At 67.9% G+C, this 17,835-nt stretch carries 17 protein-coding genes and 2 tRNA genes; 5 read left to right on the forward strand and 14 right to left on the reverse strand.

Annotated elements, in window-relative coordinates:
• The first annotated feature begins 83 nt into the window (after nt 1-83).
• Nucleotides 84-1,016, forward strand: a complete 933-nt coding sequence (locus ASE96_RS10825) for a LysR family transcriptional regulator (protein WP_056429775.1) — start codon at nt 84-86, stop codon at nt 1,014-1,016.
• Between the two features lie 12 nt (nt 1,017-1,028).
• On the opposite strand, the gene ASE96_RS10830 is transcribed toward ASE96_RS10825, so the two are convergent.
• Nucleotides 1,029-2,435, reverse strand: coding sequence for an aldehyde dehydrogenase family protein (locus ASE96_RS10830; protein ID WP_056429777.1), 1,407 nt, complete (start codon nt 2,433-2,435; stop codon nt 1,029-1,031).
• Nucleotides 2,436-2,534: 99 nt separating this feature from the next.
• On the opposite strand from ASE96_RS10830, the gene ASE96_RS10835 reads away from it, so the two are divergent.
• Both ASE96_RS10835 and ASE96_RS10840 read left to right on the forward strand, forming a co-directional pair.
• Complete coding sequence (locus ASE96_RS10835; protein WP_056430052.1) at nt 2,535-3,041, forward strand: DUF2004 domain-containing protein; 507 nt, start codon at nt 2,535-2,537, stop codon at nt 3,039-3,041.
• Nucleotides 3,042-3,080: 39 nt separating this feature from the next.
• On the forward strand, nt 3,081-3,848 hold the full coding sequence (locus ASE96_RS10840) for a hypothetical protein (RefSeq protein WP_235500212.1): 768 nt from the start codon (nt 3,081-3,083) through the stop codon (nt 3,846-3,848).
• A gap of 103 nt (nt 3,849-3,951) precedes the next feature.
• On the opposite strand, the gene metE is transcribed toward ASE96_RS10840, so the two are convergent.
• The gene (metE, locus tag ASE96_RS10845; RefSeq protein WP_056429782.1) at nt 3,952-6,294 is read right to left on the reverse strand and encodes a 5-methyltetrahydropteroyltriglutamate--homocysteine S-methyltransferase; all 2,343 of its coding nucleotides are present in this window, start codon (nt 6,292-6,294) and stop codon (nt 3,952-3,954) included.
• 27 nt (nt 6,295-6,321) lie between these two features.
• Nucleotides 6,322-7,311 (reverse strand): methylenetetrahydrofolate reductase, encoded by a 990-nt coding sequence (locus tag ASE96_RS10850; RefSeq protein WP_056429784.1) that lies wholly within the window; start codon nt 7,309-7,311, stop codon nt 6,322-6,324.
• Between the two features lie 435 nt (nt 7,312-7,746).
• Here ASE96_RS10850 and ASE96_RS10855 point away from each other — a divergent pair, with 435 nt between their 5' ends.
• Nucleotides 7,747-7,950: a hypothetical protein gene (locus ASE96_RS10855; RefSeq protein WP_056430054.1), complete on the forward strand. Its 204-nt coding sequence runs from the start codon at nt 7,747-7,749 to the stop codon at nt 7,948-7,950.
• Between the two features lie 43 nt (nt 7,951-7,993).
• On the opposite strand, the gene ASE96_RS10860 is transcribed toward ASE96_RS10855, so the two are convergent.
• The 4 genes from ASE96_RS10860 to ASE96_RS10875 all read right to left on the reverse strand — a co-directional run bounded on the left by ASE96_RS10860 (nt 7,994) and on the right by ASE96_RS10875 (nt 12,118).
• Entirely contained in the window at nt 7,994-9,196 is a 1,203-nt protein-coding gene (locus tag ASE96_RS10860; RefSeq protein WP_056429785.1) for an ROK family transcriptional regulator, read from the reverse strand.
• A 134-nt stretch (nt 9,197-9,330) separates the two neighbouring features.
• Entirely contained in the window at nt 9,331-10,557 is a 1,227-nt protein-coding gene (locus ASE96_RS10865; RefSeq protein WP_056429787.1) for a class I SAM-dependent methyltransferase, read from the reverse strand.
• A 44-nt stretch (nt 10,558-10,601) separates the two neighbouring features.
• Nucleotides 10,602-11,759, reverse strand: a complete 1,158-nt coding sequence (locus tag ASE96_RS10870; RefSeq protein WP_056429789.1) for an NAD(P)-binding domain-containing protein — start codon at nt 11,757-11,759, stop codon at nt 10,602-10,604.
• Nucleotides 11,760-11,764: 5 nt separating this feature from the next.
• The gene (locus tag ASE96_RS10875) at nt 11,765-12,118 is read right to left on the reverse strand and encodes a zinc ribbon domain-containing protein YjdM (RefSeq protein WP_056429792.1); all 354 of its coding nucleotides are present in this window, start codon (nt 12,116-12,118) and stop codon (nt 11,765-11,767) included.
• Between the two features lie 87 nt (nt 12,119-12,205).
• Between ASE96_RS10875 and ASE96_RS10880 the strand changes: the two genes are divergently transcribed.
• Nucleotides 12,206-12,727, forward strand: coding sequence for a DoxX family protein (locus ASE96_RS10880; RefSeq protein ID WP_156367568.1), 522 nt, complete (start codon nt 12,206-12,208; stop codon nt 12,725-12,727).
• A 116-nt stretch (nt 12,728-12,843) separates the two neighbouring features.
• Here the strand turns inward: ASE96_RS10880 and ASE96_RS10885 are convergent.
• The 7 genes from ASE96_RS10885 to ASE96_RS10915 all read right to left on the reverse strand — a co-directional run bounded on the left by ASE96_RS10885 (nt 12,844) and on the right by ASE96_RS10915 (nt 17,826).
• Nucleotides 12,844-12,916 (reverse strand) — tRNA-Ala (locus ASE96_RS10885).
• 445 nt (nt 12,917-13,361) lie between these two features.
• Nucleotides 13,362-13,434: transfer RNA gene (locus tag ASE96_RS10890), tRNA-Ala, on the reverse strand.
• A 142-nt stretch (nt 13,435-13,576) separates the two neighbouring features.
• The gene (gene rsfS / locus ASE96_RS10895; RefSeq protein WP_056429794.1) at nt 13,577-13,978 is read right to left on the reverse strand and encodes a ribosome silencing factor; all 402 of its coding nucleotides are present in this window, start codon (nt 13,976-13,978) and stop codon (nt 13,577-13,579) included.
• Nucleotides 13,979-14,081: 103 nt separating this feature from the next.
• On the reverse strand, nt 14,082-15,395 hold the full coding sequence (locus ASE96_RS10900; RefSeq protein WP_056429795.1) for a hypothetical protein: 1,314 nt from the start codon (nt 15,393-15,395) through the stop codon (nt 14,082-14,084).
• A gap of 7 nt (nt 15,396-15,402) precedes the next feature.
• Nucleotides 15,403-16,047 carry a nicotinate-nucleotide adenylyltransferase gene (gene nadD, locus ASE96_RS10905; RefSeq protein WP_056430062.1) on the reverse strand — a complete coding sequence of 215 codons (645 nt, stop codon included), beginning with the start codon at nt 16,045-16,047 and terminating at the stop codon, nt 15,403-15,405.
• Between the two features lie 55 nt (nt 16,048-16,102).
• Nucleotides 16,103-16,342, reverse strand: a complete 240-nt coding sequence (locus tag ASE96_RS10910; RefSeq protein ID WP_056429796.1) for a hypothetical protein — start codon at nt 16,340-16,342, stop codon at nt 16,103-16,105.
• An 80-nt stretch (nt 16,343-16,422) separates the two neighbouring features.
• Entirely contained in the window at nt 16,423-17,826 is a 1,404-nt protein-coding gene (locus ASE96_RS10915; RefSeq protein WP_056429797.1) for a glutamate-5-semialdehyde dehydrogenase, read from the reverse strand.
• Nucleotides 17,827-17,835 lie beyond the last annotated feature (9 nt).

A 17,835-nucleotide genomic window follows, 5' to 3' on the forward strand; every position in this document is an offset into this window, starting at 1 on the left:
TTCAGCAATTCGCTTCCGTCCAATGTGCCAGAATGAAGCGGGATTGCGGTCCCGCCTCACCGGAACACGCGAAGGGCAAACCATTGATCAACCCCGTCCATCTGCGGACCCTCGTCGAAGTGACGAGGCTCGGGTCTTTCGCGGCGGCCGCCACGCGGCTCGGCTACACGGCGTCGGCGGTTTCCCAGCAGATGTCGGCGCTGGAACGGGACACCGGCGTCGAACTTTTCCAGCGTTCGGCCCGCAGCATCCAGCCCACCGAGGCGGCCCTGGTCATGACCCGGCACGCGGCCAAGGTCCTCACGGACATCGAGGCGCTGATGGCGGCGGCCTCCCGCACCGGGGATCCCGCCCGGCAGGAACTCCGGCTGGGCATCTTCCCCAGCCTGGCCACCTATGTGCTGCCGCGGCTCCTGGAAAACCCGGCCTGGAAGAAACTCGGGATTGACCTGCGGGTGTCCGTGGCGGAGCCCGCCCAGACGATCCAGGGCCTGCGCACCGGCGGCGAGCTCGACGTCGCCCTCGTGTACCAGGTGGGGCAGTCAGGGCTCGCGTGGCCGCACACCGTCAACCGGCAATGGATCGGCGACGACGACTTCCGGGTCGTGCTGCCGGCGGCCTGGGGCATCGGCACGGAGTCGAAGGTGGCGGCGGACCACCTCTCCGACATGCCGTGGATTGTGCACCACCCCGGCACCAGTGACGCCACCGTGATCGAGCGGCTCTTCGCCAGCTGCAACCTCCACCCGCGGGTGGTCGCCTACAGCGATGACTTCCATGCCAGCCTCGAGATGGCGGCGGCGGGGCTGGGCGCCGCACTGGTTCCCGAGCTGGCCCTGCTGCACCGGCCGGCCGGCGTGGTGGTGCTGGATGTTCCCGAAATCCGGCTGGCACGCAACGTCTTTGCCCTGCTGATCAATGAAAAACAGACGGCGCAGGTCCAGCTGTTCGTCGAACTGCTGGCCGACACCTTCAACTCCTCCACCCTTAAACAGGCAATCGCCCGCAAGGGCTGAGGCAGCGGTGGCTCACCGCCTACGGAGCCGCTTGCGCAGTCCCGTGCCCATCCCGGCGAGGGCGCTGATGATCCGGTGTTTGGCGGGGCTGTAGGGCGGGTAGATCAGTTCCAGAGTGTCCGGCCGTTGCGGCTTGGCCAGGGTGGCCCGTTCGTGCGAGAACGTCCGCAGCGAGTGCTCCCCGTGGTAGGCGCCCATGCCGCTGCCGCCGACCCCGCCGAAGGGCAGGCCCGGGACCATCAGATGCGCGGCCGGGACGTCGAAGCACAGCGCCCCCGAGGAGGTGCGTTCCGAGAAGGCCCGGCGCGTGCCGGCGTCGTTGCTGAACACGTACAACGCCAGCGGCTTGGCGCCGTCGTTGATCATCCGGATGGCCTCATCTCGGCCGGCGACCGGCACCAGCGGCAGCAGCGGCCCGAAGATCTCCTCCCCCATGACCGTGTCCCCGGGGGCGGGCCGGAGCAGGGTCGGGGCGAAGTGGCGGCTCGCGGCGTCCCGTTCGCCGCCGTGGACCACAGTGCTGCCGTCGGCGAGGGCGGCAATCCGTTCGAAGTGGCGGTCGTTGACGATCCTGCCGTAGGACCCGCTGCGGGCGGAGTCCGGACCGAAGAGCGCGCCGATCGCCTTGACCAGCTCGCGCTCCAGCGGCACCAGCACGGCTTCGGTGGCCAGGATGTAGTCGGGCGCCACGCAGGTCTGGCCGGCGTTCATGAACCGGCCCCATGCGAGCCGCTTGGCGGCCCTGGCCAGGTCGGTGGAGGCGTCCACGTAGGCCGGGGATTTGCCGCCCAGTTCCAGGGTCACCGGCGTCAGGTTCTCCGCCGCCGCGCGCAGCACCGCCTTGGCAGCGGTTTCCCCGCCGGTGAAGAAGATGTGGTCAACGGGCATGCCCAGCAGTGCGGTGGTTTCCGGGATGCCGCCCTGGACCACCTCGGCCGCGCCGGCCAGGTACTCCGGAATCCACCGCGCCAGGGCTGCCGAGGTGGCGGGGGCGTGTTCGCTCGGCTTGAGCACCACGGTGTTGCCGGCTGCGAGGGCACCGGCCAGCGGGGCGAGCAGCAACTGCAGCGGATAGTTCCATGGGCCGATCACCAGCACTACTCCCAGCGGGGTCAGCTCGGTCCACGCCTTGGCCGGCTGGACGGCGAGCGGCACTGCGACCGGACGCGGCCGCAGCCAGGCCTCAAGGTTCTTTTCCAGGTGCGCGGCTTCGGCCGTGACAAAGCCGATTTCCGTCAGCAGGGACTCGGTGGCGTGCTTGCCCAGGTCGGCGCCCAGCGCTTCGGCGAACTCGGTGCGGCGCTCGGCCAGCATCCGGCGGAGGCTGCCGAGCTGCTCCAGCCGCCAGGCCAAGGGACGGGTCACTCCGCTGTCGTAAAGTTCACGGGCGCGGGCTACGGCGGGGGCAACGGTTTGCATCCGCCCAATGTACCGGCAGCGGGCGCCCGGCCGGGTGCGGTACCGGATAAAACCTTGCGAATGCTGGAACGGGCCGGTTTTGAGGACTATGTTGAAGATATGAACAAGGTAGCGAGCAAGCACTTCGGAGAGGTCGAGCTCAACCACGGGAGGGACCACAACCTCACCGCCAAGCATGAACTGGCGGGCCAGATCGTGGAGCTTGACCTGAATGTCAATGCGCATGACCACTTCGACGAAGCGGCGATGCACAAAGTTGACTACCGGCTGCGCTTCCTGCCCGAACTCGTGGACCAGGTCCGGGAAATGATCGCCGAGGAACTGGAGCAGGACGGCACCAGCCCCCAGGAGTACCGGCACTTCCACTGCAACGCGATCAAGGACGAGCACCTGAGGACCGTGTTCGGCGTCGAGGATAAGAGCCAGCTCACAGACGCCGTGTTCCTCAAGGCGCTGAAGCTGGGCCACGTGGGCATCTTCCCCGGCCAGCCGGAACGCTATTTCGTCCTGGACTTCACCCTCGGCTCGCACTTCACCGACGAGGTGCTGGTGGCCTCCGCGGACGAGGACGGCGTCGTGGACGACGAGATCCTCTGGGAATCCTGACCCCGGCTTATTTCTCTGCGCCGACCAAAGGCGGCCACCATGGACGATATCCAAACAGGAGACAGCGGCACCACGCGTTCGGTGCCCCTTGAGGGATCCGGATCGCGCACGGTGGACAGAGGGTATTTGCGTACTGCCGCGATGCTGATCTTTGGCGGCGTCGTGATTTCACTGCTGGCCGGCTTGTTTCATGCCGATGCGGCCAGCGCCAACGACCACGTTGCCTCCTTCACCGAGTATGCCCATAGCGACATCTGGACCGCGGTGCACCTGGGCCAGTTCGTAGGCATGGCCCTGTTCGCCGGCGGAATGATTGCCCTGCTGGGCGCCCTGAATGTGCCGCACGGTGCACTGGCCCTGACAGCCCGTTTCGGCGCCCTCTCGGCGGCTGTTTCCATTGCGCTCTATGGCGCGCTCCAGGCCGTGGACGGCGTCGCCCTGAAGCACGCCGTGAATGCCTGGGCGTCCGCTGCAGGGCCGGAGAAGGCAATGCGCTTTGTCAGCGCGGAAGGAATCCGCTGGCTGGAGTGGGGAATGCGCAGTTACCACAGCTTCCTGTTCGGAAGCGCCCTGATTATTTCCAGCGTGGTCATCGTGGCCACACGCCGGGTCTCCCGCACAATCGGCATCCTTATGGGGCTATCCGGCGTGTCGTATCTGGCGCAAGGATGGATCATTGGAGCCGAAGGATTCGCAACCGCGAACGCGGTGCCGACGCTGTTCGGGATATTCCTCACCGTGGTCTGGACCGTTTGGCTGCTTATCAGCGCCTGGCGATTGAAAGAGCGGGCAGGCGCGGACGTCTGAGGACATGTCCCCACCCGCCCCAGTGGTTGAGCCTGTCGACACCGGGGTTTCGACAGGCTCAACCACTCAGAGGATTTCCGCTCCCCCCGGCCGCCGGTTCTTGCTACTTGGCGGCTTCCAGCAATTCGGCGCGGACCGTCCTGGTAGCCGTGACGAGGTTGCGCAGGGACTCTTCGGTCTCGGCGTAGCCGCGGGTCTTCAGGCCGCAGTCCGGGTTGACCCAGAGCTGGCGGGACGGGACGTGCTTGACGGCGGTGCTGAGCAGTTCGGTGACTTCCTGCTCGCCCGGGACGCGCGGCGAGTGGATGTCGTAGACGCCCGGGCCCACGCCGCGGCCGAAGCCGTGGGATTCCAGGTCGTGGACTACCTCCATGCGGGAGCGGGCGGCCTCGATCGAGGTGACGTCGGCGTCGAGGCCGTCGATCGCGTCGATGATGGCGCCGAACTCCGAGTAGCACAGGTGCGTGTGGACCTGGGTGGCGTCCGCAGCGCCGGCGGTGGCGAGCCGGAAGGACTTCACGGACCAGTCCAGGTACGCGGCCTGGTCGGCCTTGCGCAGCGGCAGGAGCTCGCGCAGGGCGGGCTCGTCCACCTGGATGACCTGGATGCCGGCGGCTTCGAGGTCGGCGATTTCGTCGCGGAGGGCCAGGGCCACCTGGTTGGCGGTCTCGCCCAGCGGCTGGTCATCGCGGACGAAGGACCAAGCGAGGATCGTGACCGGTCCGGTGAGCATGCCCTTCATCGGCTTAGTGGTCAGGGACTGCGCGTACCGGGCCCACTCCACCGTGATCGGGGCGCTGCGGGTGACGTCGCCCCACAGGATGGACGGGCGGGTGCAGCGGGATCCGTAGGACTGGACCCAGCCGTGCACCGTGACGTCGAAGCCTTCGAGGTTCTCGGCGAAGTACTGGACCATGTCATTGCGCTCCGGCTCGCCGTGGACCAGGACGTCGAAGCCGAGCTCTTCCTGCAGCTCCACGACGCGCTTGATCTCGTCCTTCATGAGCTGCTCGTACTGTTCAGTGCCGAGTTCGCCCTTGTTGGCGCGGGCCCGGGCAGTGCGGATCTCGCCGGTCTGCGGGAAGGAGCCGATGGTGGTGGTGGGCAGCGGCGGCAGGTGCAGGGCCTCGGTCTGTGCGGCCTCGCGGACCCCGTAGTCGGAGCGGCTGAAGTCGGCGCCGGTCAGGGCGGCGGTGCGGTTCCGGACGTCGGCCCGGCGGACGCCGTCGGCGGCGGCGCGGGAGGCGATGATGCGGGTGGCCTCGTCGATGGCGGGCTGGACTGCTGCCTCGTCGGTCAGCAGGCCCGCGAGGGTGACAACCTCGGCGGCCTTCTGGTCGGCGAACGCGAGCCAGCTGCGCAGCTGAGCGGAGAGCTGGACCTCCTCGTCGACGTCGTGCGGGACGTGCTGGGTGGAGGTGGAGGTGCTGATGGCGAGCTTGGCCACGGATTTCTTCAGCTCGGCGATCTTGGCCGCGGAGGCGGCGAGGTCATTGCGCCAGATGTTGTGGCCGTCCACGACGCCGGCAACCAGGGTCGTGTTACCCAGTGCGGCCAGACCGGCGGCGGAGGGAACCTCGCCCTTGAAAACGTCCAGGTGCAGGGCGTCGATGCCGGTGGCGGCGAGGGTGCCCAGCTGGCCGTTGAGCGCGCCGTACGGGGTGGAGACGAACAGCTGCGGGCGCTTAGCGGCGGCGGCGAGGACCTCGTAGGAGCGGGCGACGGCGGCCTGGATTTCCCCGGCCGGGGTGTCCTGGTCCACCACGAGGGCGGGCTCGTCGAGCTGGACCCAGCCGGCGCCAGCGGCGGCAAGCTTCTCCAGCAGTGCGGTGTAGACGGGGAGGACGTCCTCGAGGCGGGACAGCGGGCTGAAGCCGGCAGGGGCGTCATCGGAGGCCTTGCTCAGCAGGAGGAAGGTGACCGGGCCAACGATGTACGGGCGGGTCTCGACGCCGTTGGCGAGGGCGTATTCGAATTCCTCGACGATCCGGTTGGAAGTCAGCGCGAAGGTGGTCTCCGGGCCGATTTCCGGGACGAGGTAGTGGTAGTTGGTGTCGAACCACTTGGTCATTTCCAGCGGCTGCTGGTCCTTGTTGCCACGGGCCAGAGTGAAGTAGCCGTCGATGTCGAGCTGGCCGTCGGCGTCCAGGAGGTTGCCGAAGCGTGCCGGCACGGCGCCGAGGTGGGCGGCGGCGTCGAGCACCTGGTCGTAGTACGAGAAGGTGCCGGGAACGGCGGCGGCTTCGGTGAGGCCCAGGCCCTGGAGGCGCTTGGCGGTGCCGAGCTGGATCTCTTTGGCGGCGGCGTCCAGGGCGGTGGCGTCGATCTTGCCGGCCCAGTAGGCCTCCACGGCCTTCTTGAGTTCGCGGCGGCGGCCGATGCGCGGGTAGCCCAGGATCGAGGCAGCCGGGAACGGAGTGGGGTTGAGCGTGTTCTTTTCAGTCATGGGAAGTCCTAAATGTTGGTGGTGAGGTTAGCTGGCGAGCTGGCGGCGGCCGGCCGTGGGGCGGTGGCTACTGTGCCGGTTGCCACCGTGCCGGTTGCCTCGTTGAGGACGGGCCAGGGCGAGTTTGTCCAGCACGTCGAGCGCAGCCGAGTGTTCGTTGAAGGTGTAGAGGTGCAGACCGGGGGCTCCGGCGTCCAGTGCCGCGTTGGCCAGGTCCACGGTGGCGCCGACCCCGATCCGGGTGCGTTCGGCGTCGGTATCGGCGGCGGCCAGCCGGTCGATCAGTTCCGGGGCCGGTTCGACGCCGGTCAGCTCGCCGAGGCGAGTGAGCCGGCGGATGCTGGTCAGCGGCATAACGCCCGGGATGATCGGGATGGTGACGCCGGCACGGCGGGCCCGGGTCAGGAGGTCCGCGTACTGCTCGGTGTGGAAGAAGACCTGGGTGATGGCGAAGTCGGCGCCGGAGCGCTGCTTGGCCAGCAGCACCTCGACGTCGTGCGCCTCACTCGGGGACTCCGGGTGCCGGGTGGGGTACGCGGCGACGCCGACGGCCACCTTGCCGGCGCAGAGCAGCGCGGAGCGGCGCTGTTCGACGCGGCGGATGAGCTCGATCAGGTCCTGGGCGTAGCGCAGGGACCCCTCGGGCGGAACGCCGCCGTCCTTGGGCTGGTCACCGCGCAGGGCCAGGATGCCGCGCACGCCGACGTCGAGCAGTTCGCCGATGATCTCGGCGAGCTCCTGCGGCGAGTTCCCCACGCAGGTCAGGTGTGCCAGCGGCCGCAGGGTGGTTTCCTGGACGAGGCGGTTGATGAGCTCGACGGCGGTGTCCCGGTTGGAGCCGCTGGCGCCGTAGGTCACGGAGACGTAGTCCGGGTCCGTGCTTTCCAGTTCGCCGATGGTGGTCCAGAGCGATTCCGCCGCCGCGGGCGACCGCGGCGGGAAGAGCTCATAGGACAAGGCGACGGGGGCCGTGCCGGCCAGGTTTGGGTGGGTGTCAATAAGGCTAGGGGGAGACATTTGCGTCCTTGGCTGTGAGCACTGACGGCTTGGCCCGGAATACGGGTGCTGTCGGTGAGTTGAGTTTGGGGAACACGGAGCAAACTCCGGCAGGACGCAGCCGCGACTGTTACGCCTGATACGAAGTTGTCCGTGAGCAAATGTCAGGCCCACATGGGGGCACCCACACCCTCCTGGGCCGCCGTGGGGCTGGCCGTGAGCGGAGGATCGCTGACACGTTACTGAGGTAACTTGGATAAGACTCTACGGGCCGCCCGGGAAGCGGATCAAGTCGGTTCCCGAATTAAGACGCACCTTTACGGCATATTTCATGTTCGGACAGAATATTGTTCGCCGCAAGGCCGGTTCCGCGTAGGGGCACTGCCCGCTTGGAACCCGGAATTCCGGGGACGGGAAGCCCTCCCCTTTGTGCCCGCGCAGGACTATTCTTTTGCCATGATCCAGCTTCCAGCCAGCTACCAGGAGTACCTCGCCGGCAAGAGCGAGAGTTTCATTAACACGGTCCGGCCCATTCTGATGCAGTCGGCGGCGGACAAGGCACACGGAGTCAAGGTGTCCTACAACCACGGCCCCACCGGCCACCAGGCACACGTGGACGAATCGATCCCCTTCGGCACCGTCGTCGAGGACATCGACTGACGCCATTGCCCCTGGCCCTGGCAGGCGTTAGCCTCCGGCGGCCCTAGCCCTCCAGCAGGAGGCGCTGCGAGCGGGGTGCCAGCGTGTGCTCCAGCACGAGGCAGGCGGCGCCGATCGCGCCGACATCCTCGCCGACGCCGGTGCCGACCACCTCGATCTCGTGGATCTTCCGGGTGGCGCTGCCTTCCCGGACCAGCGCCGGGACACGTTCCAGATAGCGCTGCGAAAGGCAGGTCCAGAAGGGCCCGCCGAACACCACACGGTCCACGTCCAGAGCATTGGTGATGGTCGAGACGGCACGGGCCACCAGGACGGCGGAGTGGTCGATGATCTCCTCCGCCTTGGGGTCGCCGGCCGCGGCGGCGGCGCACAGCGCGGCGAAGCTCTCCTGGATGGCGGGGCCGGTCACGGCTTCGAGGGGGCCGTCCAGGACCCCGGCTTCGACGGCGCGGGCCACCAGCACCTGGGGAATGCTGGTGGACTTGACGCAGCCGCGCATCCCGCAGTCGCAGGGCGCCCCGTCGGGGTCGACGATGATGTGCCCGATCTCGCCGGCGTTTCCCGAGGTGCCGCGCACCACCTCGTCGTTCAGTACGATCCCGCAGCCGATTCCGGTGCCCATATACATAAAGACGAAGCTGCCGGCGCCGCTGGGGCCGCCGGCCCAGGTCTCGGCCACGGCGGCACTGGTCACGTCCTTGTCCACGATGGTGGACAGCCCGGTGGCCGCGGACAGGGCGTCGCGGAGCGGCACCCGGTCCCAGCCCAGCAGGAGCGGAGGGTCCACAACCGTGCCCTCCTCAAGGTCGATCGGACCGGGCGAGGCGATGCCCAGGCCGGCGATCTTGGATGGGTCAACGCCGGAATCCGCAATGAGCAGCTTGATTTCGGCGGCGATGGTGTCAATGACGGCCCCGGGGTGGTTGCCGCCGGGGGTCTTGATCCGCGAATGCTTCACCACGGCCCCCACCAGGTCCAGCACCACGAACGTGGTCACTGCCGGGTCCAGGTGGACTCCCACGGCGTACATGCCGGACGACTTGAGCCTGAGCATGGTCCGGGGCTTGCCCGGTCCGGTGCCTTCCTTGCCTGCCTCGTAGATCAGGTCCTGGTCCAGCAGCCGGCGGGAGATATTGGAAATCGTCTGCGGGGACAGCCCGACGATCTGGGCCAGCTCCACCCGGCTGAGACCGGCCGGGGAACGCCGGATGGCATCGAGGATTACCGTGAGGTTAAAGTCCCCCATGCGGGGCAAGTTGGTTCCGCGCCTCGGTGAGGGCTGGCGGATCTCAGTCACTGATAACCCCTAAACGTCTTTGGCCACGCACTGCTTATTTCAGAATCGTACGTTACGCGGGTGTGACCGCCCACACGCCCGCTTCATACACCGGAAGATTTTCGGGTGCTGGCGGTCACCGTGAATTTCGGATTCCGGCCAACTTCCCGGGTGGGACCGATCAGCCGCTGCAGCGCGGGCTGGTAGTGGAGATGGCTGTTGAACACCGTCCAAAGCTCCCCGCCCGGTGCGAGGACCCGCCCGGCAGCCTCGATCAGCTTGACGCCGGCCCCGGCATGAACCGCCGCTCCGACGTGGAACGGCGGGTTGAGCAGGATCAAATCGGCGCTGGCATCCGGCAGCGAACCCATGGCGTCGTCCTGGAGTGCCACAATCTGACCGGCGAGGCCGTTGGCTTCCGCCGTCGCCCTGGCCGAGTCGACGGCGGCGGCGGACTGGTCGGTGGCCGTGACCCGGGAGCCGGGGTTGCTGCGGGCGTACATGGCGGCGAGGATTCCGGTGCCGCAGCCCAGATCGATGGCGTGCCGTGCCTGCGGCATCCGGGGCAGGAACTCCAGCAGGAACCGGGTGCCGATATCCAGGCCGGTGCCGGCGAACACGGCGCCCCGCGCACACACGGTCAGTCCCAGCTCGGTGTTGACTTCGGTGACGGGGAACGGCGGGGCGCCCGTGGTGGGCTTAGGTCCGCGGGCCAGCAGGATGCGGGATTTCTGCCGGGCGTGCTGGGGCTGGACCTCGCTGAAGTGACGCTCCAGCACGGCGTTCATGCCCAGGCTCATGTGCTTGACCCGGCCGCCGGCCAGGAGTACGACGCCGGGGTCGGCGTGGCGGGCGACGGCGTCGGCAATCTCGTCCAGTTCCGCGAGGGATTTGGGCAGCTGGAGGAGCACCACCTTGGCCCCCGACAGGAGCCCTGGCCCCAGCGGGTGCTGTTCAAAGCCGCCGGTGATGCCCAGCTTCGCGGCGTTGTGCCGGAGGGCCCGCTCACCGGTGATGAGGTCCTGATGCACGCGGACGGGACGGGCCCCGCTGCCGGCGGCGTCGGGGTTGGCGGCGTCAGAGTTAGCGTCGGGGTTGGCGGCGTCGGGGTTGAAGGCGCCGAGCGTGAGGGCGCCGAGGGTCAGCGCCCCGTACCGGTCCCCCACAACGGCGAGCCGGCTGCCGGGGTGGAGGGCTCCGGCAGCGAGCACGTCCACGGCGGTGTCCAGAAGGAGTTTGTCCGTGGCGTCCCAGGCCTGCAGGTTGGGCGCCTCCACGTCCGGGAACCTGCCCATCCGGGAGAAGAGGGAATCAAGAGTGTTGTCCGCCACGCGCGAGCTGCCGCCTTTTGTGAGTCAGGTGTGAGTCGGGGTGTTCAGGCCCGGAGGTTGAAGTTCCCTGCAAACTTATCCTGCTCCTCGAATAAACGCAGGATGCCCGCCACTGCGGCCCGCCCGGCCCGGTTGGCGCCGATCGTGGATGAGGACGGCCCATAGCCGATCAGATGGACCCGCGGTTCGGCGGCCACCCGGGTGCCGTCCATGGCGATCCCGCCGCCGGGGCCGCGCAGGTGCAGCGGGGCGAGGTGCTCAAGCTCGGCCCGGAATCCGGTGGCCCAGAGGATGACATCGGCGGCCAGGAAGCTCCCGTCCGCCATCCGCACTCCCCCGGGCTCGATGCCGGCGAACATGGGGTGGCGCTCCAACACACCCCGGGCGGCAGCCGCGCGCAGGGCAGGAGTCCAGATCAAGCCCGTGACGGCGACGACGCTTTGCGGCGGCAGACCCTGCCGCACGCGCTCCTCGACGAGGGCGACGGCGTCGTGCCCGGCCTGCCGGTCGAACGCGGCGTCCCGCCAGACCGGCTCCCGGCGGGTGAACCAGCTGGTGGTGGTGACCTGGGAAATCTCGTCCAGCAGCCCGACGGCGGAGATGCCCCCGCCCACCACCACCACATGCCGGCCGCGGAACTCCTCCGCCGAGACGTAGTCCGCAACGTGCAGCTGCCGTCCGCGGAAGGACGCCCGGCCCGGGTAGATCGGCCAGAACGGCCTGGACCAGGTGCCGGTCGCGTTGATGACGGCGCGGGCCGACCAGTCGCCGCCTGACGTGGCGATCCTTAGCCGCCCGCCGGCGTCGTGGTCCTCCGCCGCGACGGACCGGACTTTGACCGGCCGTTCGATGGCCAGCCCCAGTTGCTGTTCGTAGCCCCCGAAGTAGCGGGCCAGGAAGCTCGAGCTGGCTTCTTCCGGGTCGACGGCCGGCTGCGGGATACCGGGCAGGTCGCTGATGCCGTTCACGGTGGCCATGAGGAGGCTCTTCCAGCGGTGGCGCCACGCCCCGCCGGGGCCGTCCTCGGCGTCGAGGACGATGTAGCTCCTCACCGGCCCGGCAGGATTCCGGGCCTCCAGTGCGGTTCCGGCCGGGAGAAAGCCCCGGCGGTGCAGGTGGTAAGCGGCGGAGAGCCCGGCCTGGCCCGCGCCGATCACCACGACGTCGGCGGACCGGACCCGGCCGTCCATCCCTGCGGACATGCTGGTCAGATCTTCTTGACCACGCTGGATTTCAGCTGCATGGGACCGACGCCGTCCACCTTGCAGTCAATGTCGTGGTCGCCGACGCCGTTCACCAGCCGGATCCCGCGGACCTTGGTGCCCACCTTGATGACAGTGGAACTGCCCTTGATCTTGAGGTCTTTGACCACCGTGACGGTGTCCCCGTCGGCGAGGATATTGCCGACGGCGTCCTTGATCGGCTTCGCTTCCTGGTCACCGGGCTCCTGCTCGACGGCGGCCGACCACTCATGCGCGCACTCCGGACAGACCAGGAGCGCCCCCATCTCGTAGGTGTACTCGCTGGAGCATTCGGGGCACGGGGGCAACGTCTCATTCACGCCCCCAATGTTAGTCGAGCGGGAGGGCGGAGGGGCAGCGGGGCCGCATTGCTAAGCTGCTCTCACCCCACGTGAAGGCGGCGCCTTATGGCCGACAGTCCAGATCAATCCGAAGGTCCGGCCCAGGAAACCGGTCCGGCCCAACCAACCGGTCCTGCCCGGTCCCGTAACGGTGATGCCAGGCTGGTCCCGGGCTGGCGTACCGCCGGCCGGCTGCTGCTGGGCGGGTTCCTCATCCTGGCCGGCGTCAGCCATCTGGGCTGGAGCCGGGAGGCGTTTTACGCGCAGGTGCCGCCGTGGCTGCCGCTGGACCGGGACTTCATCGTGGTCGCTTCCGGACTCGTGGAGATCGCCCTGGGCGCGGCCCTGTTGCTGCTCAGGCGGAGGCGGACGGCGCTGGGCTGGGTTGTTGCGGCGTTCTTTGTGGCAGTCTTCCCGGGCAACATTTCGCAGTTCGCCACGGGCACCGATTCGTTCGGCCTCAATTCGGACCAGAGCCGCGGAATCCGGCTGCTGTTCCAGCCGCTCTTGGTGGTGTGGGCCCTGTGGTCCACGGGCGCCTGGAAGGAGTGGCGGCAGTCCCGGAAAGCCCGCCAAACCGGCAAGTGACCAGGTCGACGGGCAGCCCGCCCGACGAAAACTGGCACCAACAAAACACGGGCACCGGATAGTCACGAACCCGGCAAAACAAAGGAGGCCCTGCTCAATGAGCAGGACCTCTTCGGTGGAGCTGAGGGGACTCGAACCCCTGACCCCCTGCATGCCATGCAGGTGCGCTACCAGCTGCGCCACAGCCCCGAACTTGCTGGGGAAACTTTCCGACTAAGGACTGTTTTCCCTGAAGCAACCTGTTTATCTTAAACCACATTTCCGGTTCACGCGAATCGGCACGCCCTCCCGTGGCAAATGTTCCGGCAGAGCGTCACTTTCCGGGTCGAGGCAACGCTGGGTCGGGGTGGAGGACGCTGCTGGCAGCATTTTCCGGGTCGACGCAACGCTGGCCCGGAACGAAGGTAGCTGCCGGCAGTCACCGGCGCCGTCGCCAGTGCGCGGGCAGCTCAGGGCGAATGCGCGACGCCGATCCGCCCTGATCTGCCCGCGCGTCGGCACATGCCCGCAAAACCTGCACGCACACCCAGGTTGGCGGCAAAATGTGTGTTTGAGATTGGCCGCTCACCTCAATAGCCCGCAAATCCGCACAAAAAAACCCGCCGGAATCTTTCGATTCCGGCGGGTTATCCGGTGGAGCTGAGGGGACTCGAACCCCTGACCCCCTGCATGCCATGCAGGTGCGCTACCAGCTGCGCCACAGCCCCGAATTTTCGTTGCTCCGACTCCGTCAGCTTGCGCTTTCGGCTCCGGCTCTTTGTCCGGATCTCTCCGAAGCAACTCAAATATCTTAGAACAGCCTTTCGGAAAATTCCAAATCGGGCATATTCCGATTTTCCCGCCCTGCTGCTACTCCGATTCGGATGCTGCTGCTGCCTTCGCGGACGCGTCGTCCCCGAGCTGCAGGTCCACGACCGGGCAGTCCTTCCAGAGACGCTCCAAGGCGTAGAACACACGGTCTTCCTCGTGCTGGACGTGAATGACAATGTCGCCGTAGTCCAGCAGGACCCAGCGGCCGCCGGAACGTCCTTCACGGCGGATCGGCTTGAGCTCGAACTTGGAAAGTTCGTCTTCGATGCCGTCCACAATGGCGTTGACCTGGCGCTCGGACGGTGCCGAGGCAATCAGGAAGATGTCGGCCAGGGCCAGCCGTTCGCTGACGTCCATTGCGATGATGTCCTCGGCCAGTTTCTCCGCGGCGGCTCGGGCGGCGTGGCGGGCTGTGGCGATGGATGATTCTGTTGCAGTCACGGGACTCCTTGTTGGGTGAAAAGTTGTTGGGCGAAAAGCTTGTGTTGTGAAAATGAGTGGAGCGGCCGGCTGCCAGGACAGCAGAGCCTGGAACGGTAGTTGCCTAGCCGGATAGGCCGGTAACAATGAGGGTGATGCCGGCGATCAGGGCCATCACGCCGAGAATCAGCACGACCAGTTGCACGAGGCGGAGCCGGCGCGCCCGGCCGAGGCCGGCGGTAGCGGCGTCCAGGGGTTCGAGCCCGTTGGCGGCATTCGCGGCGACGGGCATCCTGCCGGTGAAGTCCTCCTCCGGCTGGACCGCGGCCGGATTTCCCGCCGGCGTCGACGTGGCCTGGGGCGCGGAGGCGGCCTTGGCGGCCGCCTCGGCGCGGGCCAGCACCCCGCCGCGGCTGCTTGCGGATGTCGCAGTCTGCTGGCGGGACGACGCCGGACGGCGGTTGCCGGACTTCCGGGGCTGCTCGACCCGGGGTCCCGGGTTGGTGGCGACGGGAACATGCGTCGTGGCAGGGCGCTTCATGACGGGCCGCTCCACGCCGGGGACCTGGACAAACTCCAGGGGTGTGACCATGGCCAGGTTGTTGGCCGTGGTGGGATCGTTCCGCACGGGCTCCGGCTTGTTGTTCTGCTCGGCCAGTTTCTGTTTGGCGGCGGCGCGGCGGTTCAGCACGGCGGCCCGCTCGGCGAGGGCGATCTGCTCCGCCAGAACGGCCGGATCGACGGCGTCGGGGTCCGTGGCGTTGATGTGCTCCATTTTGGCCAGCTGGTTCTGGGCCTGCTGGGCCAGAAGTTCGCGTGCGGCCAGGGCCTGCTCCACGGTCATTCCCTCGGGACCCTGACCGCCGGTGGGTCCGGCGCCGCCGTCGGGGCCACCGCCGGCGGGAACGGACTCAACACCGGGACGGGCTCCCCCGGCTGCCCCGGGCTGGGTAACAACCGGCGTGGACCGCGTGCGCGGAGAAGCCGGCACAATCATGTTGGCGGAAGTGGCCGGGGCTGTTTCCGCCGCCAGTTGCATCAGCCGCAGCTGGCGCCGGGTGGGCGGTCCGCCCCCGGCAAGGTTGCCTTCTTTTTCGGCCAGTTCCTTGATGGTGCGCAGCGTGGCCCGGTCCCGGGCGCGGACCTGGGAGGACCGTTCGGAGCCGGTGGTGCTGCGTACTGTGTCGGCGGGGCCCGGAATGCGGCGGCGGCCGGTGATCTCGGCCTCGGTGGGCTCTCCGGGGTCTACAACGTCGGCTGGCCGCGGGTCTCCGGAATCAGGAGCCGTCGGCGCGGGCTCCTTCGAGGCTGGAACATTTGAGGCAGGGGGAACCGCGGCGGCACCCGGGGTGCCGGCCTCCTGGTTCGCTTCCAGGCGTTCATCTCTGGCCTGTCGCAGTTCGCGACGGCTGCGGATTGGTGGCTGTTCCTGACTCATTGCAAACTCATTCGGTGCTGGCGGGTTGGGCTATCTCGGTGCTTCGGTCATAGCGTGCGGCGCCATTGCCGGCGGAGGTGTCTCCGGTCTCCGGATCTCCCCCGTACAGTCCGTACTTGGCGATGTACTGGACCACGCCGTCGGGCACGAGGTACCAGACGGGGTTCCCGGCGGCCACCCGGGTGCGGCAGTCGGTCGAGGAGATCGCCATGGCGGGAACCTCGAGAAGGCTGACGTCCTTGCGGCCCATCCCGTCCAGGACGTGGCCGGGCCGGGTGACGCCGACGAAGTGCGCCAGAGACCACAGTTCGTCGATATCCTTCCACGACAGGATCTGGGCCAGGGCGTCGGCTCCGGTGATGAAGAACAGGTCCGCGTCGGGGCGCAGCGTGTGCAGGTCCCGGAGGGTATCGATCGTGTAGGTCGGCCCCGGCCGGTCCACGTCAACCCTGCTGACGGTGAAGCGGGGGTTTGAGGCCGTGGCGATCACGGTCATGAGGTAGCGGTGCTCGGCCTCGCTGACCAACTTGTTCATCTTCTGCCACGGCTGCCCCGTGGGCACGAAGACCACTTCGTCCAAGTCGAACTTGGCCGCGACCTCGCTGGCCGCGACAAGGTGGCCGTGATGGATCGGGTCAAACGTGCCACCCATCACACCCAGACGCAGGCGGCGCTTGGCGCCGCGCTGCTTCACGGTGGCGGAAATATTAGTGCCCTTGGCCGTGATCGTGCTTGTTCGGGTGCTGGCGGTGCGGATCCGCGTGCTCCTCGACAACTTCGTGGCGCCTACCCAGGTTGGAGTAGGACAGCGTGATAAAGAGCATGATCATCAGGACCGCAAACATGACGCCGCCGATGACGAACGGCGGTGCAATCAGCGGCGCCAGTTCCTCGTGGCCTGATTCGCCTGCGGCGGCGATGATGGTGGCGATCTGCTGCGACAGCATGTTCTCCCCTAGTGAGTTCAAAATTTGACGACGGCGGATACCCCCGCCGTTCCGGACTTCTGTTCCATGTTACAGCGTTGCTAGGCCCTGATCTGGCCCTCACCCTGGACGATCCACTTGGTGGTGGTCAGTTCCGTCAGTCCCATCGGGCCTCGGGCGTGCAGCTTCTGGGTGGAAATGCCCACCTCGGCACCGAGTCCCAGTTCGCCGCCGTCGGTGAAGCGGGTGGAGGCGTTCACGATCACGGCGGCGGAATCGACCTCGGCGATGAAGCGCTCGGCGTTGCCGAGGTCATTGGTGAGGATCGCTTCGGTGTGGCCGGTGGACCACGTGCGGATGTGCTTGACGGCCTCGTCCAGGCTGTCCACCATCGCTACGGCGAGGTCCAGGTCCATGTATTCCGTGGCCCAGTCCTCATCGGTGGCGGGGACGGAGTCGACTGACGCCGGCAGCGCGGCCCGGATCCGTTCGTCGGTGTGAAGCGTGACGCCCTTGGCGCGCAGGGCGGCCGCGACGGCGGGCAGCACGGTTGAGCCGGAGTGGACCAGCAGGGTTTCCACGGTGTTGCAGACACTGGGCCGCTGGGTCTTGGCGTTCACCAGGATCTCCACGGCCATTTCCTCGTTCGCGGAGGCGTCCAGGAAGATGTGCACGTTGCCTTCGCCGGTCTCGATCACGGGAACCTTGGCGTTGGTCACGACGGACTGGATCAGTTCGCGGCCGCCGCGGGGAATCAGGACGTCGACCCGTCCGCGGGCGCGCATCAGGGCGTTGGCGCCTTCGCGGCCGTACTGGTCGACGCTCTGCACGGCGTCGGCGGGAAGGCCCACCGAATCGAGGGCGTCCCGCAGCACCGTCACCAGGGCGGCGTTGGTGGCGGCGGCGGCGGTGCCGCCGCGCAGGATGACGGCATTGCCGCTCTTCAGTCCCAGCCCGGCGATATCCACGGTGACGTTGGGCCGGGCCTCGTAAATGGCAGCAACGACACCCATGGGCACGTTGACCTGGCGCAGCCGCAGCCCGTTGGGCAGGGTCTGGCCACGGACCACGTTGCCCACGGGATCCGGCAGGTTGGCGAGGTTTTCCAGCGCGGCGGCGAGGCCCTGGATGCGGGCCTCCGTGAGGGTGAGACGGTCCAGCATCGCCGCGGACGTGCCGTTGGCTTTGCCGGCCGCAACGTCCTTGGCGTTGGCGGCGAGGATTCCGGCCTTCCGCTCCAGCAGCGCGGCGGCGATGGCGCGGAGTCCGCGGTCCTTCCAGGCCCGGTTGGCGCGGGCCATCCTGCGGCCGGCGTGGCGCGAGCGGTCGGCGATGGCGTGGACGGCTGCCTCGACGTCGATTTCTTCGCGGGCGCCGGGGACATCCGGCGAGGTTGCCGCGCGGGGCTCCGTGCTGCCTTCCGCCGGGCCGTCCGCGGGGAGCAGACCTTCGGCGAACAGCTTCTCGGCGAGCAGGGCAGAGCGGGGGGTCAGGGCCTCAGTCATGGTTCCAGT

The organism is Arthrobacter sp. Leaf69 (assembly GCF_001422645.1).
In the GTDB taxonomy this organism is placed as follows: Bacteria; Actinomycetota; Actinomycetes; order Actinomycetales; family Micrococcaceae; genus Arthrobacter.

Coding starts and splice junctions, on each gene's coding strand:
- ASE96_RS10850 (WP_056429784.1), bottom strand. CDS start 7,311: ATGTCTCCCCCTAGCCTTATTGACACCCACCCAAACCTGGCCGGCACG.
- ASE96_RS10880 (WP_156367568.1), top strand. CDS start 12,206: ATGGCCGACAGTCCAGATCAATCCGAAGGTCCGGCCCAGGAAACCGGT.
- ASE96_RS10830 (WP_056429777.1), bottom strand. CDS start 2,435: ATGCAAACCGTTGCCCCCGCCGTAGCCCGCGCCCGTGAACTTTACGAC.
- nadD (WP_056430062.1), bottom strand. CDS start 16,047: ATGGGTGGCACGTTTGACCCGATCCATCACGGCCACCTTGTCGCGGCC.
- metE (WP_056429782.1), bottom strand. CDS start 6,294: ATGACTGAAAAGAACACGCTCAACCCCACTCCGTTCCCGGCTGCCTCG.
- ASE96_RS10860 (WP_056429785.1), bottom strand. CDS start 9,196: ATGGGGGACTTTAACCTCACGGTAATCCTCGATGCCATCCGGCGTTCC.
- ASE96_RS10910 (WP_056429796.1), bottom strand. CDS start 16,342: ATGCTGTCGCAGCAGATCGCCACCATCATCGCCGCCGCAGGCGAATCA.
- ASE96_RS10835 (WP_056430052.1), top strand. CDS start 2,535: ATGAACAAGGTAGCGAGCAAGCACTTCGGAGAGGTCGAGCTCAACCAC.
- ASE96_RS10900 (WP_056429795.1), bottom strand. CDS start 15,395: ATGAGTCAGGAACAGCCACCAATCCGCAGCCGTCGCGAACTGCGACAG.
- ASE96_RS10870 (WP_056429789.1), bottom strand. CDS start 11,759: ATGTCCGCAGGGATGGACGGCCGGGTCCGGTCCGCCGACGTCGTGGTG.
- ASE96_RS10915 (WP_056429797.1), bottom strand. CDS start 17,826: ATGACTGAGGCCCTGACCCCCCGCTCTGCCCTGCTCGCCGAGAAGCTG.
- ASE96_RS10855 (WP_056430054.1), top strand. CDS start 7,747: ATGATCCAGCTTCCAGCCAGCTACCAGGAGTACCTCGCCGGCAAGAGC.
- ASE96_RS10840 (WP_235500212.1), top strand. CDS start 3,081: ATGGACGATATCCAAACAGGAGACAGCGGCACCACGCGTTCGGTGCCC.